At 71.2% G+C, this 16,771-nt stretch carries 16 protein-coding genes; 10 read left to right on the top strand and 6 right to left on the bottom strand.

Features of this window, described 5'->3' with window-relative positions; genetic code table 11:
• The 6 genes from ACFWB8_RS01940 to ACFWB8_RS01965 all read left to right on the top strand — a co-directional run bounded on the left by ACFWB8_RS01940 (position 1) and on the right by ACFWB8_RS01965 (position 6,765).
• Positions 1-672 carry an HAD family hydrolase gene (locus tag ACFWB8_RS01940; protein WP_385221037.1) on the top strand — a complete coding sequence of 224 codons (672 nt, stop codon included), beginning with the start codon at positions 1-3 and terminating at the stop codon, positions 670-672.
• A 132-nt stretch (positions 673-804) separates the two neighbouring features.
• Complete coding sequence (locus ACFWB8_RS01945) at positions 805-1,173, top strand: PRC-barrel domain containing protein (protein ID WP_385221040.1); 369 nt, start codon at positions 805-807, stop codon at positions 1,171-1,173.
• Positions 1,174-1,255: 82 nt separating this feature from the next.
• Entirely contained in the window at positions 1,256-2,839 is a 1,584-nt protein-coding gene (locus ACFWB8_RS01950; RefSeq protein WP_385221042.1) for an FMN-binding glutamate synthase family protein, read from the top strand.
• A gap of 48 nt (positions 2,840-2,887) precedes the next feature.
• Positions 2,888-4,615 (top strand): thiamine pyrophosphate-dependent enzyme, encoded by a 1,728-nt coding sequence (locus ACFWB8_RS01955; RefSeq protein WP_385221045.1) that lies wholly within the window; start codon positions 2,888-2,890, stop codon positions 4,613-4,615.
• A 101-nt stretch (positions 4,616-4,716) separates the two neighbouring features.
• Positions 4,717-5,202 carry a DUF6328 family protein gene (locus tag ACFWB8_RS01960; protein WP_385221048.1) on the top strand — a complete coding sequence of 162 codons (486 nt, stop codon included), beginning with the start codon at positions 4,717-4,719 and terminating at the stop codon, positions 5,200-5,202.
• A gap of 39 nt (positions 5,203-5,241) precedes the next feature.
• Positions 5,242-6,765: an MFS transporter gene (locus tag ACFWB8_RS01965; protein ID WP_385221051.1), complete on the top strand. Its 1,524-nt coding sequence runs from the start codon at positions 5,242-5,244 to the stop codon at positions 6,763-6,765.
• A gap of 214 nt (positions 6,766-6,979) precedes the next feature.
• Here ACFWB8_RS01965 and ACFWB8_RS01970 read toward each other — a convergent pair whose 3' ends face one another.
• From ACFWB8_RS01970 to ACFWB8_RS01980, 3 genes are read right to left on the bottom strand one after another with little or no spacing between them, the layout of a single operon-like run.
• On the bottom strand, positions 6,980-7,477 hold the full coding sequence (locus ACFWB8_RS01970) for a flavin reductase family protein (RefSeq protein ID WP_385221054.1): 498 nt from the start codon (positions 7,475-7,477) through the stop codon (positions 6,980-6,982).
• A gap of 53 nt (positions 7,478-7,530) precedes the next feature.
• Complete coding sequence (locus tag ACFWB8_RS01975) at positions 7,531-8,097, bottom strand: hypothetical protein (RefSeq protein WP_385221056.1); 567 nt, start codon at positions 8,095-8,097, stop codon at positions 7,531-7,533.
• Between the two features lies 1 nt (position 8,098).
• A complete protein-coding gene (locus ACFWB8_RS01980; protein WP_385221057.1) occupies positions 8,099-8,641 on the bottom strand; it encodes a hypothetical protein in 543 nt (180 codons plus the stop codon).
• A 160-nt stretch (positions 8,642-8,801) separates the two neighbouring features.
• Here ACFWB8_RS01980 and ACFWB8_RS01985 point away from each other — a divergent pair, with 160 nt between their 5' ends.
• The 3 genes from ACFWB8_RS01985 to ACFWB8_RS01995 are packed head-to-tail and all read left to right on the top strand — an operon-like array spanning position 8,802 to position 10,578.
• Positions 8,802-9,305 (top strand): hemerythrin domain-containing protein, encoded by a 504-nt coding sequence (locus tag ACFWB8_RS01985; RefSeq protein ID WP_385221059.1) that lies wholly within the window; start codon positions 8,802-8,804, stop codon positions 9,303-9,305.
• Positions 9,302-10,321, top strand: coding sequence for a cation diffusion facilitator family transporter (locus ACFWB8_RS01990; RefSeq protein ID WP_385221062.1), 1,020 nt, complete (start codon positions 9,302-9,304; stop codon positions 10,319-10,321). The genes ACFWB8_RS01985 and ACFWB8_RS01990 overlap by 4 nt, the downstream gene beginning before the upstream one ends.
• 23 nt (positions 10,322-10,344) lie before the next feature.
• Complete coding sequence (locus ACFWB8_RS01995) at positions 10,345-10,578, top strand: hypothetical protein (protein WP_385221065.1); 234 nt, start codon at positions 10,345-10,347, stop codon at positions 10,576-10,578.
• 171 nt (positions 10,579-10,749) lie between these two features.
• On the opposite strand, the gene helR is transcribed toward ACFWB8_RS01995, so the two are convergent.
• Together helR and ACFWB8_RS02005 are read right to left on the bottom strand one after the other, a co-directional pair.
• On the bottom strand, positions 10,750-12,933 hold the full coding sequence (gene helR / locus ACFWB8_RS02000) for an RNA polymerase recycling motor ATPase HelR (protein WP_385221067.1): 2,184 nt from the start codon (positions 12,931-12,933) through the stop codon (positions 10,750-10,752).
• Between the two features lie 279 nt (positions 12,934-13,212).
• Positions 13,213-14,718, bottom strand: a complete 1,506-nt coding sequence (locus ACFWB8_RS02005) for a cellulose binding domain-containing protein (protein ID WP_385221070.1) — start codon at positions 14,716-14,718, stop codon at positions 13,213-13,215.
• A gap of 176 nt (positions 14,719-14,894) precedes the next feature.
• On the opposite strand from ACFWB8_RS02005, the gene ACFWB8_RS02010 reads away from it, so the two are divergent.
• Positions 14,895-15,488 (top strand): DinB family protein, encoded by a 594-nt coding sequence (locus ACFWB8_RS02010; RefSeq protein WP_385221073.1) that lies wholly within the window; start codon positions 14,895-14,897, stop codon positions 15,486-15,488.
• Positions 15,489-15,717: 229 nt separating this feature from the next.
• On the opposite strand, the gene ACFWB8_RS02015 is transcribed toward ACFWB8_RS02010, so the two are convergent.
• Positions 15,718-16,617, bottom strand: a complete 900-nt coding sequence (locus ACFWB8_RS02015; RefSeq protein WP_385221076.1) for a hypothetical protein — start codon at positions 16,615-16,617, stop codon at positions 15,718-15,720.
• Positions 16,618-16,771: the final 154 nt, after the last annotated feature.

Genomic DNA, 16,771 nt, shown 5'->3' on the forward strand with positions numbered 1-16,771 from the left:
ATGAACCGCGCTGCTCTCTTCGACGTCGACGGCACCCTCACGGACACCAACCACCTCCACGTCACCGCCTGGTGGGAAGCGCTGCGCCAGGGCGGCCACCAGGTCCCCATGCACGCCATCCACCGGGCGGTCGGCCTGCCCGGCGAAGACCTCCTCGACCACCTCCTGGGGGAGGACCGCGACCACACCGGCGACGACCGGATGAGCGCCGCCCACGACACCCTCTACGCCACGTACTTCGACCGGCTCCCCGCCCTGGACGCGTCGGCCGACCTCCTGCGGACACTGGCGGGAGCCGGATGGAAGGTCCTCCTCGTCACCTCCGCCAAGGACAGCGAACTGGGAGCCCTGCGCCGGGCCATCGACGCCGACGACGCCATCACCGGCACCGCGACCTCCGACGACGTGGAGAAGGGCAAGCCCGCCCCCGACCCGCTGCTCCACGCCCTGGAGATGGTACAAGTGCCGCCCGGGCGGGCGGTGTTCGTCGGCGACACCGTCTGGGACATGAGGGCCGCGGTCCGGGCAGGCGTGGCCGGTGTCGCCCTGCTGTGCGGCGGAATCCCCCGCGGTGACCTGGAGGAGGCGGGAGCCGCCGCCGTCTACCGGGATCCGGCCGACCTCCTGGCCCGGCTCGGTGACAGCCCGTTCTCCCGGGTTCCGGCCGCGTGATCGGTGAATGATGCGCCGGGGGCGGGGCAGGCGGAGTTCAGGCGGACGGCGAAACCGCCGGCACGACATACGGAAGAGGACGTACGGCAGGGAATCCCTTGCCGTCCTGTTGACCGGAGGAGTTGTTTTCGCGTGACTGAGCATGTGTGGAGTTACAAGTCGACCTCGGGCCACCTGGCCGGTGCCGAGCTGACCGGCTACAAGGTCGAGGCGACCGACGGCGGCATCGGCAAGGTGGACAAGCACTCCGACGAGGTCGGTGACGCCTACCTGGTGGTCGACACCGGGGTCTGGATCTTCGGCAAGGAGGTCCTGCTGCCGGCGAGCACCGTCGTCAGCATCGACCCGGAGGAACGGAAGGTCTTCGTCGACCGCACCAGGGAGCAGATCAAGGACGCCCCCGAGTTCTACCGGGAGAAGCACCTCGGCGACGCCAGGTACCGGGAGGAACTGGCCACCTACTACGGCACCGGATTCCCCTTCGGTACCCCGCGCGCCTGAGCGGCTGGGGACAGTGGGCCCGAACTCCCCGAGTTCGGGCCCACCGCTGATTGACGGCCGGACTTCGGGACACAAGCACGACGTGCTGAAATCACTCGCTGTAGCCCTCCTCGCTTCGCTCGCGGTGACCGCCGCCGGCGCCACCGTCCTGGTCTCGCCCTGGTGGGCGGCCGCGGCCGCTCCCCTCTTCCTGCTCGCGCTGGTGGCCGTCCACGACCTCGTGCAACGCCGGCACTCCATACTGCGGAACTACCCGCTGCTCGGACACCTCCGCTTCGCGCTGGAGGCGCTGCGGCCGGAGCTCCAGCAGTACTTCATCGAGCGGAACTTCGACGGCCGCCCCTTCGACCGCGACACCCGCAGCATCGTCTACGAGCGGGCCAAGGGCACCGCGGCGGAGGAGCCGTTCGGCACCGAACTCGACCTCTACCGGCCCGGCAGCGAATACCTCGTCCCCTCCATGGCCCCCCGGCCCGTACGCACCGACCCGCCCCGGGTCCGGATCGGCGGCCCCGACTGCACCCGGCCCTACGACATGGCCCTGCTCAACGTATCGGCGATGAGCTTCGGCTCGCTGTCGGCCCCTGCCGTACTCGCGCTCAACACCGGCGCGCAGCTCGGCGGCTTCGCCCACGACACCGGCGAGGGCGGCCTGTCGGAGTACCACCTGCGCCCGGGCGGGGACCTGATCTGGGAGATCGGCACCGGATATTTCGGCTGCAGGACGGACGACGGAGACTTCGACGAGCGGCAGTTCGCCGAGAAGGCGGCCCACGAGCAGGTCAAGTGCGTGTCGCTGAAGATCAGCCAGGGCGCCAAGCCCGGCATCGGAGGCGTACTGCCGGGTACCAAGGTGAACGCGGAAATCGCGAAGGTCCGCGGTGTTCCGCAGGGGCGGACCGTCATTTCGCCGCCTTACCACCGCGTGTACTCCACACCGCGCGAGCTGGTGCGCTTCCTGGCCCGGATGCGCGAGCTCGCCGACGGCAAGCCCGTCGGGTTCAAGCTGTGCGTCGGATCGCGCCGCCAGTTCCTCGCCGTGTGCAAGGCCATGCTGGAGGAGGGCAGCACACCGGACTTCATCGTCGTCGACGGTGCGGAGGGCGGTACGGGCGCGGCGCCGCTGGAGTTCGCGGACAACGTCGGCCTGCCGCTCGGCGAGGGGCTGATGACCGTGCACAATGCCCTCGTGGGCGTCGGGCTGCGCGACCGGATCCGGATCGGGGCCGGCGGCAAGGTCGCCACCGGCAGCGACCTCGTCAAACGCCTGCTCCAGGGAGCCGACTACACCAACGCCGCCCGCGCCATGATGTTCGCGATCGGCTGCATCCAGGCCCAGCGCTGCCACACCAACACCTGTCCCGTCGGGGTCGCCACCCAGGACGAGCGGCGCGCCCGCGCCCTCGACATCCCCGACAAGTCGCAGCGCGTACGGCGCTACCAGCAGGCCACGGTCGAGAGCGCCCTGCAGATCATGGCATCGATGGGGGTCGACGACCCGCGCGGACTGCGACCCCACATGCTCCTCCAGCGGGTGGACCCGCACACCGTCCGCTCCTACGCCGAACTCCACACGTGGCTCACCCCCGGACAACTGCTCGCATCGGCGCCCGCCGACTGGGCATCCGACTGGCGGGCGGCCGACCCGGACCGCTTCACCCACTGAACCAGGCACCCGCACCCAGGGGGCCGCACCGGACCGAAAGGCACTCCCGTGGCACGCACCGTCGCCCACGTCATCGTCGACGCACTCAAGGAACTGGGCGTCCAGCACGTCTTCGGAGTCGTCGGAGACGCCCTGAACCCGCTGACCGACGCGATCCGCACCACGGACGACGTGGACTGGATCGGCTGCCGGCACGAGGAGGCGGCGGCCTTCGCCGCCGGCGCGCAGTCCCAGCTCTCGGGCACCCTCGGGGTGTGCATGGGTACGGTGGGACCGGGCTCCGTACACCTCCTCAACGGACTCTACGACGCGGCCAAGAGCCGTACACCGGTGCTCGCGATCTGCGGACAGGTGCCCCTTGCCGAGATGGGCAGCGACTACTTCCAGGAAGTCGACAACGACCTGCTCTTCCGGGACGTGGCCGTCTACCGTGCCACCGTCACCTCCCCGGACCAGATGCCCCGCATGCTGGAGTCCGCCGTACGCGCCGCCGTCAGCCAGGGCGGAGTGGCCGTGCTGACCGTGCCCGGAGACCTCGGTGACCAGGAGCTGGGCGACGACCGTCCCGCCCGCTTCGCCCTCGACCGCGCCGTCACCCGCCCCGACGACCCCGCCCTCACCGAGGCCGCCGAACTCCTGAACGGCGCCGCCCGCGTCACCCTGCTCGTCGGCCGCGGAGCCCGCGACGCCCGCACCGAGGTCCTGCGTACCGCAGAGCTGCTCGCCGCCCCCATGGTGCTCACCCTCAAGGCGAAGGAGGGCTTCGAGGAAGACAACGCCTTCCAAGTGGGGCAGACCGGCCTGATCGGCAACCCCGCGGCCTCCCACGCGCTCGAACACGGCGACGCGCTCCTCATGCTGGGCACGGACTTCCCCTACCGCGACTGGTACCCGAAGCGCTGCAAGGTGGTCCAGATCGACACCCGCGAGGAGCACCTGGGACGCCGGGTGCCCGTGGACGTGGGCCTGGCCGGGGACGTGGGGGCGACGCTGCGGGCCCTGCTGCCGCTCCTGGAGGAGGCACCGGACCGGTCCCACCTGGAGGACGCGCGGGAGCGTTTCGCGCACTGGCAGGAAGGTCAGCAGCGCCTGGCCGACCCGACCCACGAGGACCGCTGGACCGGCAAGCTGCGGGCGGCCCTGGACAACAGGGACCACGAGATCCGCCCCGAAGCCCTGGCCGCCGCGGTGGACGCGTACGCCGCCGAGGACGCCGTCTTCACCTCCGACACCGGCATGGCCACCGTGTGGCTCTCCCGCTTCGTCACCATGCGCGGCAGCCGGCGCCTGATCGGCTCGTACAACCTCGGGTCGATGGCCAATGCCATGCCCCAGGCCCTCGGGGCACAGCTCTGGGCGCCCGACCGCCAGACCGTCGCCTTCTGCGGCGACGGCGGCCTGAGCATGCTGCTCGGCGACCTCATGACGATCAAGACGCACCGGCTGCCGGTGAAGCTCGTCGTCTTCGACAACCGCCGCCTGGGCATGGTCAAACTCGAACAGGAGCAGGCCGGCCTGCCCGAGTTCGGCACGGAACTCGACAACCCCGACTTCGCCGCGGTCGCCACCGCACTCGGCATCACCGGCATCCGCGTCACCGACCCGGCCGAGCTCCACGACAGCGTCCGCAGGGCGCTCGAAACTCCGGGCCCGGTCCTGCTGGACGTCCTGACCAACCCGCAGGAGGTGGCCGTGCCCGGAAAGCCGACCGTGAGCCAGGGGTGGGGCTTCGCCATCGCCAAGGTCAAGGAGATCCTTCCGAGCCGGGAAGGCTGAACGGTGCGCCCGCTGCGCCCGGCGCGCGGCGGGCTTCGGAGCATGAGGCGGCGGCCCCGGGGCAGGTGCAGCCGTACGGGACGACGTGCCAGGGAGGCGTCATGCCGGATGTCAGTGGAGCCGGACGGAACGAGACCGTGGAGGAACGCGCGGACCGGCAGTGGCAGGAGCTCATCCAGGAGATCCGCGTCGCCCAGACCGGCGTCCAGATCCTCTTCGGCTTCCTGCTCACGGTCGCCTTCACCCCCGTCTTCCACGGGCTCGCACAGACCGATAAGACGATCTACATCGTCACCGTGGTGCTGGGCTCGCTCGCGACGGGCGCGCTCATCGGCCCGGTCGCCTTCCACCGCATCGTCTCCGGCCGGCGGATCAAGCCCGAGGCCGTCGCGTGGGCCGCGCGCCTGACCTTCACGGGCCTCGTCCTGCTGCTGGCCACCTGTACCGCGGCCCTCTTCCTCGTGCTGCGGGTCGCGACCCACAACGCCCTCGCGCCGTGGCTCGTGGGAGGCGTACTGGCCTGGTACCTGTTGTGCTGGTTCGCGCTGCCCCTGTGGGCGCGGATCCGCTACACCGCCGAGTACTGACCGAGTTTGCGTCGAGGGCGTCCGGGAAAACGCGGCAGCATGTCGCACCCCATGGAGCAGTCGGAGACCATCACCACCAAAGTGCCGGCGCGGTTGGACCGGCTGCCCTGGTCCCGGTGGCACTGGATGATCGTGATCGGGCTCGGCACGGTATGGATCCTGGACGGTCTCGAAGTCACCGTCGTGGGCAGCATCGCGAGCCGGATCTCCGAAGACGGCAGCGGGCTCTCGATCACCGACACCCAAGTCACCGGGATCGCGGCCGCCCTGTACGTGGCGGGTGCCTGCGCGGGCGCGCTGGTCTTCGGCCGGCTCACTGACCTGTACGGGCGCAAGAAGCTGTTCCTGATCACGCTCGGCGTCTACCTGGCGGCGACGGCGCTGACGGCCGTGTCCTTCTCCGCATGGTGGTTCTTCCTCTTCCGCTTCCTCACCGGCTTCGGCATCGGCGGCGAGTACGCGGCCATCAACTCGGCGATCGACGAGCTGATCCCGAGCAGGTTCCGCGGCCGCGTCGACCTCATCATCAACGGAAGCTTCTGGATCGGCGCCGTCGCGGGCGCCCTCCTGTCGGTCGTCGCCCTGAACACCGAGATCTTCCCGAAGTCGGTGGGCTGGCGGCTGACGTTCGCCCTGGGGGTCGTGCTCGGCCTGGTCATCCTGCTGGTGCGGCGCCACGTGCCCGAAAGCCCCCGCTGGATGATGCTCCACGGCCGCGCCGGGGAGGCGGAGGCGCTGGTCTCGGACGTGGAGCGGCAGATCGAAGCGGAGAAGGACCTGCGGCTGCCCGATCCGGAGCAGGGCATCACGGTCACCCAGCGCCACAGCATCGGCTTCGGCGAGATCGCGAGGACGGTATTCCGCTCCTATCCGCGCCGCGCCGTCCTCGGCCTGTCCCTCTTCGTCGGACAGGCCTTCCTGTACAACGCGATCACCTTCGGCTTCGGTTCCATCCTCGTCACCTTCTTCCACGTCTCCAGCGGGGTGACCGGCTACTACTTCGCCGTCGTCGCCTTCTTGAACTTCCTCGGCCCGCTCCTGATGGGGCGCCTGTTCGACACCGTCGGTCGACGGCCGATGATCGCGGGCACGTACATGCTGTCCGGCGCGCTGCTCTTCGCCACCGCATGGCTCTTCGGCGCCGGCCGGCTCGATGCCGTGACCATGACCGCCTGCTGGTGCGTCGTGCTCTTCTTCGCCTCGGCCGGAGCCAGCTCGGCCTACCTCACCGTCAGCGAGATCTTCCCGATGGAGACCCGGGCGATGGCGATCGCCTTCTTCTACGCCGTCGGCACGGCGGCGGGCGGCATCTCGGGCCCGCTGCTCTTCGCGAACCTCACCTCCAGCGGGGTGGTGTCCGACGCGGTGCTCGCCTTCTGCGTCGGCGCCTCGCTGATGGTGGCGGCCGGACTGGTGGCCGTCTTCTACGCCGTCGCCGCCGAGGGCCGGTCCCTGGAGCAGATCGCCCCCCCGCTTTCCGCCCGGACCTCCGCCGCCCCGCTTGAGGCCCGTCCGGCGGGGCAGGTGCACAGCGCACCCCCGAGCCAAGGAACCCCGAGGTGAAGCGCATGGACCGGACCACCGAACCGCAGCCCGAGGGCCCCGGGCCCACGCCGAGGAAGCCGGATCCGGTACCCCGCGATCCGGAGCCCGCGGCTCCCGGTCCCCGGCCCCGTGACCCCCGTCCGGCTCCCGAACAGCCCTCGCCCGGCGAGCGGCCCGTGGTGCCGGAACCCCCCGACTGAGGGAAGCCCCGAGGGGAGCGACGCCGTGGACCTCAGGCCGGGTGGCCCGGCGTGAGGTCCACGACGTCGCTGAAGAGCAGCAGCGGCGGCCGCACCGGACCGGGAGGGCTCTGCTCGACGGGCGAGAGCAGGAATCCGACGTGGTCTCCGCCGTCGATCTGTTCCTCGACCCGGCCGAGGAACCAGGCGCAGGCGTCCTGGAGGACCGGAGCGGCCCCGCGGTCCGGGTCGGCCGGCCATCGCCAGGCGATGTGCTCGAATTTGTCGATGTCGTCCCCGGACCGGCTGCCGAAGAGCTCCGCCGTGTCCTTCTGATCGCCCCGCAACGCGTGCACCGCGAGGTGGGACGCGTCGCGTGCGATCCGGTACGTACGGTTGGCCTTGGAGAGCCACACCATGAAGCGGGGCGGGTCGATCGAGCACTGGGAGGCGAAGCCCACCAGGCAACCGGCCCGCTCGTCTCCGGCCGCCGCCGTCACCAGATACATCGGATAGTCGAGTACGTCGGTGAACGCGTCCAGCTCTCCCACGATCAGGCCCCTGCCTCTATGGCGTGCGCGTCCTGGGCAGCGCTATCGCGCGCTCAGGTGTCGAGCAGCCGGTTGATCAGCGAGCGGTAGGCCCGCAGGGCCTGCCTCAGGTCCTCGGTGGCCACCTGCTCGCCGCGGTCCCACTGCTTCTCCAGCCCGCTCCGGTGTTCGGAAAGGGTGCCCGCGAACGTCTGCATGACCTCCGCCACCAGAGTGTCCGCGGCCCGGACCGCCTCCTGCGGGTCGTCCACGAACCGGCCCTGGATCTCGCTCCAGGTGGTGCGGTAGCGCTCCGCCTCCGCGGCGTCCAGCAGTGGTTCCTCCTCGCCCTCGGACCCTCGACCCGCGTCCGCGTCGCCGGCGGGCCGGTCCGCGGATGTTTCCGTCGCGTCGCCGGTGTCCATGGCGTCGCCGGTGTCGCTGACGTCCCTGGTCTCCATGGCGTCGCCGCGGTCCATGGCGTCGCCGGTCTCGGGCACCTCGTGCCGCTCGCCCGTGGCCTCGCCCGGGTAAACGGCCGCGTCCCGCTCCCCGGTCCGCGACGCCCCGGGGTGTGCCAGGTCTTCCGTCGTCGGGACAGGCTCGGTCGCCCGTCCCTCCTGCTCCTCGTGGTTCTGCATGTCATCGGCTCCTCTGGTCGGAGAGCAGCTCCTCGAACAGGGTGCGGTAGTGCACCATCGCCCCGCGCAGCTCCTCTGTCGTCGCCTCTCCCGCACCGCTGCGCACCTTGGCCGCGTGGGCGGTCCGGTAGTGCTCCAGCGTGGTGCCGTGCTCCACCGAGAGATCCCGCAACTGCCCCTGGTACCCGTCGGTGGGATAGCCGCGCTCACCCATCAGCCGGGTCACCAGCTCGTCGGCCTCGGCGACGCAGCGTTCCGGCTGGTCCACGAACTGCTGCTGCACGCCGGACCACTCGTCCGCGTACTCGTGCCGGCGCTCAGGCGACAGTTCCTTGATGTCGAGTTGATCGTGCCGCTCCTCACGGGCGCGCAGTTCCCGCTCGGCGGAGCGCTTGTCGCCCTCTTCCTCGACCGTGCGCTCGTACTCGGGCCCGAACCGTTCCCGCAGGTGGCGACGTCGGGCCAGGGTCCACAGCAGCGCCGTGAGCGCGAGCACCACCACCGCCGCCACGACGATGACGGCTATCAGCGAATTGGTTGACATCTCTGGCCTCCGTCCGGGGGCTCTTCGTACCCGTTGACGCGGCTGCCCCCGTGGGCGCCCGGGAAACCCGTACGGGCGACCCCGCACACTCCGGGGTTTGAACTCACCGCCATCGAGCAAGCGCCCTGTGCAGCAAACCCGAACGCAGGAGGGACGTGGCATGGCCGCGGACAAGCAGGAGAACCAGGACGTCGTCGCCGTGATCCTCAAGGACCACCGCACCATGGAGGACCTGTTTCGCCGGATGCGCAGTGTGGAGGCGGACCGGGCGGCCGCCCGCGCGAAGTTCTCCGCCCTTCTCATCGCGCACGGCGAGGCCGAGGAGGCCGAGGTCTACGGCGCCCTGAAGAGGTTCAAGGACGTCGACAACGAAGAGGTCGAGCACGGCGCCGAGGAGCACGCCGAGGGCAATGAGGCGCTGCTGGCGCTCCTCGAGGTGTCCGAGGTGGGCTCCGACGAGTGGGACGAGCGCCTGGAGGCCCTGGCCAAGGCGGTCTCCCACCACCTCGACGAGGAGGAACGGACGATCCTCAACGATGCCCGGGAGAACGTCCCCGACGAGCGCAGGGCCGAGCTCGGGGCGGCGTTCCTGCGGGAGCGGGAACGGCAGCTCGCCGCCGACTGCGGCAGCATCGAGAACGTGCGCGCAATCGTACGGGGATGACGGCGACGGCGGAGGTGGAGGGGGCCGCGCAGGAGCCGGACCGCCCATCGGGCGGCGTCGGCCGGGACGGCGAGACGCGCAGGACCGTATGGGTGGCCCTCGCCGCCAACCTCGTCATCAGCGTGGCCAAGGCCATCGGAGGGGTCGTGGCGGCCTCCCCGGCGCTGCTGTCGGAGGCGGCCCACTCGATCGCGGACAGTCTCAACGAGGTCTTCCTGCTGGCCTCCCTCAAGCGCAGCCGGCGCCCCGCGGACGCCCGCCACCCCTTCGGCTACGGCATGGAGCGGTTCTTCTGGTCCCTCCTCGCCGCCGTCGGCATCTTCGTCACCGGCGGCTGCTTCTCGGTCTTCCAGGGCATCGAGGCCTTCCGCTCCGGCGGGTCCGAATCCCGCCACGGCTACGTCATCGGCCTGGTCGTCCTCGTCGTCGCGCTGGCTGCCGAGGGGGCCTCGCTCGCCAGGGCGCTGCTCCAGGTCCGTCGCGCCGCACGGGCTGAGGGCCGGAGCATGGCGGCCGAGGTACGGGCCGGCCGCGATCCGGCCCTGCGGACCGTGCTGGCCGAGGACAGCACCGCCTGCGCCGGTGTCCTCCTGGCGATCGCCGGCATCGTCCTGCACATGGTGACCGGGGAGATCGCGTACGAGGCGTGCGCCTCCATCCTCATCGGGGTCCTGCTCATCTACGTCGCGTACACGCTCGGCCGCGCGGCCCGGGTGCAGCTGGTCGGCGAGGCGGCCGATCCCGGCGTCCAGCGACAGGTGCGCGAGTTCCTGGTGCGGCAGCCGGAGATCGATTCGGTCACCGCGTTGCTGACCATGCGGCTGGGGCCCGACTCGGTCATGGTGGCCGCGCGCATCGACCTGACGCCGGGCTACGACAGTGAGGCCGTGGAGGACGCGATGGTGCGGATCCGGCGCGAGGTCCGCGGTCGCTGGCACGAGCTGGATCAGGTATTCCTCGACGTAACGGACGCGGCGGCGACCCGACAGGGCGCCGCGGCCGACGGACACCCCTGATGAATTGTCCGAAGGAGGACGAGATGACGGCTCACGAGAAGTCCCGGCGTCACCCGCGTACCACCCCGTCCGAGGCAGTGGGCGAGAGCGGCGACCGGGAGGCCCGGCAGCAGGCGGACGACGCCGTCGTGCGGCGTACGGGCGACGGCGACGCGGACGCCGGCGGCCACGCGGCCAAGCGGCAGCGGCCGGGCACCGGCCGCGAGGAGCAGGCCCGCCCGGACGGCCCGCGCGCGTCGAACGGCAAGGACCACTGACAGCAGGGTCGCCCCCCCTCCCGCGAAGGGCCCCGTCGGACCCACGTCCGACGGGGCGCTCCCGCGTGCTTCACCCGGTGGGGATGCGGATGGGGGACTCCGGCCCCCGCTCTCGCCCTAGACGCCGAGGAGCCGCGACGCGGGGCGAGTGGCTGGGGTCGGTGCTACCGATCACGACGGGCTCGTGAGGATGACGAGTTGCCGGGTCGCCCGGGTCATCGCGACGTAGCGGTCCACCGCACCTGCGATGCCCTCTCCGTACGCCTGCGGGTCGAGGAGGACGACCAGGTCGAACTCCAGCCCCTTCGAGAGCTCCGGGGTCAGCGACCGCACGCGGGACGTCGTGCGGAACGCGCCCTCGCCGGTGTCACCAGTACCGATGTCACCAGTGCCGATGACGCAGGCGATCCCGTCGGCATGCGCGGCGAGCCAGGTGTCGAGGACCGAGTCCAGCTCCGAAACGGCTCCGTGTACGACGGGGACGCCGCTGCTGCGGATGGAGGCCGGCACGTTGGCGTCCGGGAGCGCGGCGCGGATGACCAGCTCGGCTTCGCTCATGACCTCCTGCGGCGTGCGGTAGTTGACGCTCAGGGAGGACACGTTGATCCGGTCGAGCCCGACCCGCTTGAGCCGTTCCTGCCACGTCTCGGTGAATCCGTGCCTGGCCTGCGCGCGGTCCCCGACGATGGTGAAGCTGCGCGACGGGCAGCGCAGCAGCAGCATCTGCCATTCGGCGTCGGTCAGTTCCTGGGCCTCGTCCACGACGATGTGAGCGAACGGGCCGGCGAGCAGATCCGGTTCGGCGGCGGGCAGTGCGCCCTCGTCGATCAGGGTGTCCTGCAGGTCCCGTCCCCGCAGCATCGTCACCGCGCCTTCACCGTCGTCGTCGGCCTCCAGCAGGCCGTCGATGACGTCGGCCCTGCGCGCACGCTCGGCGGCGACCGAGGCCTCGCGGCGACGCTTGCGCGCCGACGCCTCCGGGTCGCCGAGCCGCTGCCGGGCCGCGTCCAGGAGCGGCAGGTCGGACACCGTCCAGGCCTGGGCGTCCTCGCGCTGCAGCTTGCGTACGTCTTCGGGGGCGAGCCAGGGAGCGCACTTGCGCAGGTAGGCCGGCACCGACCACAGATCTCCGACGAGGTCACTCGGCTCGACCATCGGCCACGCACGGTTGAGGGTCCCGATGAGTTCCCGGTCCTGCATCAGCGACCTGCGCAGCAGTTCGGGGGAGGCGTCGCTGTCGTCCTTGTCCATCAGGATCGTGAGCAGCTCCTCACGGATATGGTCGCGCGCCTCGTTGTGCGGGGTGCCCGGTTCCACCGCTTCGAACGCCGCCGCCCAGTCATCGGCGCTCAGCCAGATGTCGGACCAGTGGGTCGACACCGTCATCCCCCGGGTGGGCGGCTCCTCGTAGATGCGCACGGCCGCCTCGATCGCCTTCACCAGGTCCGCGGACGACTTCAGGAGGGCCACACCCGGGTCGGTCTCGATCGCCGCCGCGGCTCCCTCGGCGACGAGGTCCCGCACGGTGCAGGTCTGCACGCCCTCCTCGCCCAGGCTGGGCAGGACATCGGCGACGTAGGCCAGGTACGGCTGGTGCGGACCGACGAACAGCACGCCGCCCCGACGGTGGCCGAGGCGAGGGTCGGAGTAGAGGAGGTGCGCGGCGCGGTGCAGAGCGACGACGGTCTTGCCCGTACCCGGACCGCCGTCGACGACGAGAGCGCCACGGGATCCCGCCCGGATCACGGCGTCCTGGTCGGCCTGGATGGTGGCGAGCACGTCGCGCATCCGGGCCGACCGGTTGCCGCCGAGGCTCGCGATGAACGCGGACTGGTCGTCCAGCGCGGCGTGTCCTTCGAGCCCGTCGGCGGTGAAGACCTCGTCCCAGTAGTCGCTGATCCGGCCGCGGGTCCAGCGGTACCGGCGGCGGCTCGCCAGACCCATCGGGTTGGCGTGGGTCGCCGCGAAGAACGGCTCGGCCGCGGGGGAGCGCCAGTCGATGAGCAGCCGGCGCCCCGTGCTGTCGGTGAGGCCGAGGCGTCCGACGTACACGGGCTCGGGATCCTCCGCACTGACGATGTGTCCCAGGCACAGGTCCAAACCGAAACGGCGCAGGGCGCGCAGCCGGCCGGTCAGCCGGTGGATCTCCGCGTCCCGGTCCATCGCCTCCCGGCCGATGCCGCCGGGAGCCCTGCGCTCGGCCTCGAGGCGGTCGGAGACTTCGGCGATCGCCTGCTCGAGGCTCTCCGCGACGGCCGCGAAGTGCCGCTCGTCGCCGTCGACCAGCGCCGGGTCGGCCTTGGGGGAGAGGTGGTCGGGCAGTTCGAACGCGCTGGTGGTGGTCAGGTGGTTCATGTCATCGGCCAACAACACTCGCACTTCGTGAATCTCCCATGTCTGCGGGGTCTGGACCTCGGTCCGCGATTCTGCCCCGCCGTGGGAGCCTTGCCGCAAGCCCCCCAGCGCGCTATAAGTTGTAAGTGGCAAGGAGTGGGTCATCCTCTTTGCCCTGGCCGTGTCCCCCTCCTTCTGCTGCGTCCCCGCGACGCCTGGGCCGGACCACCCGCTGGGCGGCCCGGCCCGCACCTTTCGACGCCTCGTCACCTCGTCACCTCGACGCTGACGAAGCGGGCACTAACGGAGGGAGGCGAAGGCTTTGGTGAAAGCCAGGGGCTGCTGGAGGACGGAACTGCACGTCGGGTCGGCGTAATTCACCGCGCCCGCCGGGCACTGCCGGTCGCGGGCCGCGGACCACATCGCCAGCCGGCCGATCCCCTTCGACTTCGCGAAGTCCACGAGCTGGGACGCGTCGGCGACGGTGAAGGTCTCGCTCGCGACGTCGTTCACGCCGATCATCGGTGTGACGGCGACCGCCTTCCAGGCGGCCGTGTCGGAGAGCCCGAGCACCCCCTTGATCTGCGCTTGCGTGGCCGTCGCCGCCTGGATCGCGTACTGGCCCATGTCGCCGCCGTACGAGGGCCCGTAGTCCATCGCCATGATGTTGACGCCGTCGACCCGCACCCCCGCCCGCTTCGCGTCGGCCAGCAGGGCCACGCCCGGCTGGGTGAGGCCCTCCGGCATCACCGGGAGGGTGAACGCCACGTCCAGGCCCGGGTGCGACTTCTGCAGCGCCGCTACGGCCTGCGCGCGGCGCGTGTTGGCCGCGCTGTCGGGCAGCGCCGCACCCTCGATGTCGAAGTCGACTTTCGTGAGCCGGTACTGGTCGACGACCTTGCCGTACGCGGCGGCCAGTTGGTCCGCGGTCGCGCAGTTCAGGGCCAGCTCGCGCCCCGCTGCTCCGCCGAACGAGACCCGTACGTCGCCGCCCTTCGCCCGCAGGGCCCCGATCTGCGCGGCGACCTTGTCGCTCGCGAGGTCGGTGACGCCGCCCCACATCGGGGTGCAGCCGCCGCCGGAGGTGACGAAGGCGAGGTGGAACTCCTTCACGCCGGTCTTGTCCGCGGTGTCGGCCAGGTCGTAGGCGGGGTACAGGGAGGTGTCCACGTACGGGGCGAAACGCGCCGTGCCCGCCGGGGCGCCGGTCCCCGGCGGCGGTGTGGCGGTGGCCGAAGCGGAGGCGGAAGGGGACGCGGTCCGGGTCGGCTGTGCGGTGGGCGTGGGTGCGGAGGTGGGAGCGCCGGTGCTCGGCGCCGCCGTGGGGGTGACGGTGGGGCGGCCGCCGGGCGGGGGCGTCGCGCCTTGTTCCGCCGAGCACTTGGACCCGTTGATGCGACAGGCCGTCGGGTTGCCGGGGCTGCCGGTCCCGCTCGCCACGAAGCCGACCGTGACCGAGGCGCCGGGCGCCAGTTCCTTGTTCCATGCCGCCGGCTTGACGGTGACGTGCTGCCCGTTGGCCGTGTGGGTGCCGTTCCACAGGGAGTCGATCTTCGTGCCGGCCGGCAGGTCGAATTCGAGGGTCCAATCCGACTGCGCCTGCGTGGTGTTGTTGGTGATCACGTACTGGCCGGTGTAGCCGCCGGTCCAGGAGCTGGCCTTCGTGTACACCGCTCCCACGGACGTGGCCTGCGCGGTGCCCGTGAAGGCGAACGCCGCGCCCGCGATCACCGCCGCCACCGCGACCGCGCCCGCGGCCTTCGTCTTCGTACTCGCCCTGCGCCGGTGACTGGTGGTGCTGCCCATCGCGTGCCTGCCTCTGCATTGCCGGGGGTTGGGGTGAGGCAGCACGCTAGCCGCCCCGGAACGGACATTTGTTCGTTTCGGGGCGGGGGAAGTGAGTCTTAGGTTCCGCTTAAGGAAGTGATCGGAAAGGGTTAAGGGCGGGGCCGAGGCGTTCGAGCGGGCGGCAGACTGGCCCCATGACCGCATCGGATCCCAAAGCTGATCTTCACTTTTATCTGCAGTCCGCCCGCGATGCCCTCCTGTGGAAGCTCGAAGGGCTCTCGGAATACGACGTGCGGCGCCCGCTGACGCCCACCGGCACCAACCTCCTGGGCCTGGTGAAACACGTGGCCGGCGTGGAGTTGGGCTACCTCGGCGACACCTTCGGACGCCCGTCCGGCGAACCGCTGCCCTGGCTCGCGGACGGGGCTGAGCCCAACGCGGACATGTGGGCCACCGCCGACGAGTCCCGGAAACAGATCGTGGAACTCTACCGCCGGGCGTGGGCGCACGCGGACGCGACGATCGAGGCCCTGGCTCTGGACACGATCGGCACGGTGCCGTGGTGGCCGAGCGGCAAGGACGAGGTGACGTTGCATCATGCCGTGGTGCGCGTCATCGCGGATACGCACCGGCACGCAGGGCACGCCGATATCGTCCGCGAGCTCATGGACGGCGCCGTGGGGATGAACAAGGGCAACGACAGCATGGTGCCGGGCGATGCGGCCTGGTGGGAGGAGTACCGAAACCGGCTGGAGCGTACGGCTCGGGAAGCCGGCCGGGACGCGTAGGGCAGCAGTCCGCCCCCGGCATGTGGTGCCGGGGGCGGTCCAGCGCTGGGGGTTGCTGCGGTTGCAGTCCCGGAGGTAGAACTGGGTGCCGCCGTTCATGTTGCCGGCGTCGATGCAGCGTCCGGAGGCGGGGTTGTAGATGCCGCCGGTCAGGCCCTGGTGGTAGAAGTCGGCCTTGCCGTTCTCCTTGTGCATCCCACCACCGCGTCACTGCCCAGGCTGACCCGCCTCAGGTCGCCGGTACGACCGCCACCCCGGTGAGGCGTTTGAAGTCCCCGCCCGAGGCGAGCACTTGCTGCGCGCCGGTCGTGGGGTTCACCCGAAACAGGGTGCCCACACCGTTCAACGCCTCGTTGTCCGTGATCAGGATGCTGCCGTCCGCCTCGATCGCCAGCGCCTGCGGGGCGACGAACGCGCCGCCGGAGGCCACGGTGGTCTGGGCCCCGCTCACCGGATCCACCTTGATCACTCCACCACCGAAGCCCGGGAAGGCGTTGGCATCGGCCACGAGGATGCTGCCGCCGCCGTCGACCGCCACTCCGATCGGGCTGCGCAACTCACCGCCGGAGGTCACCGTCGTACGGGCGCCGCTGACCGGGTCGATGCGCACCACCCGGGCCGAAAGGTCCGCCCCGCCCGCCATGGCCTGCTCGACGACGAGCACCGTGCCGTCCGGAGCCACGCACAGGCCCACGGGCCTCGGCGGGGGATCGCCGACGCCGTCGCCCAGCGACAGGACGACCTGGTCACCGGTGGCGGGGTGGATGCGGATCACGGCGCCGGAACCGGCGGCGAAGCCGTCGACGACCAGGATGTGGCCGTCGGCCTCCACGGCCACGTCGCCCGGGGAGGTGAACTTCCCGCCGGAGCTCACCTCCGTCTGCGTCCCCGTCCCTGCGGGCAGCCGGAGCAGTACGCCGGTACCGGGGAAGAACCGGTCCTTGCTCACCAGGACACTGCCGGCCGCCTCGATGGCGATCCCGGTCGCTCCCTGGAGGTCGCCGGCGCTGGAGAGCGTCCTGTGCTCACCGGTCACCGGGTCGACGCGGAACACCGCACCGGCGCAGCCGAACGCTTGGGAGTCGGACAGCAGGATGGTGCCGGCGGGAAGACGTTCCTGGACAGCCATGGCGGCTCCTCGGGAGTAGGGACGGCCCCGCCACTCAACCCCACCCACCGGCGCCGCCGGGCGGACCGACACTCGCCACGCCGTCCGTCCGGGCGGCGAAACGCCCGTTCGAAGCACCGCCCCCGTACGGGTTCCGGCCCCCGCCCCCGTGCCC

This window comes from Streptomyces sp. NPDC060031 (assembly GCF_042736805.1).
Taxonomy (GTDB): Bacteria; Actinomycetota; Actinomycetes; order Streptomycetales; family Streptomycetaceae; genus Streptomyces.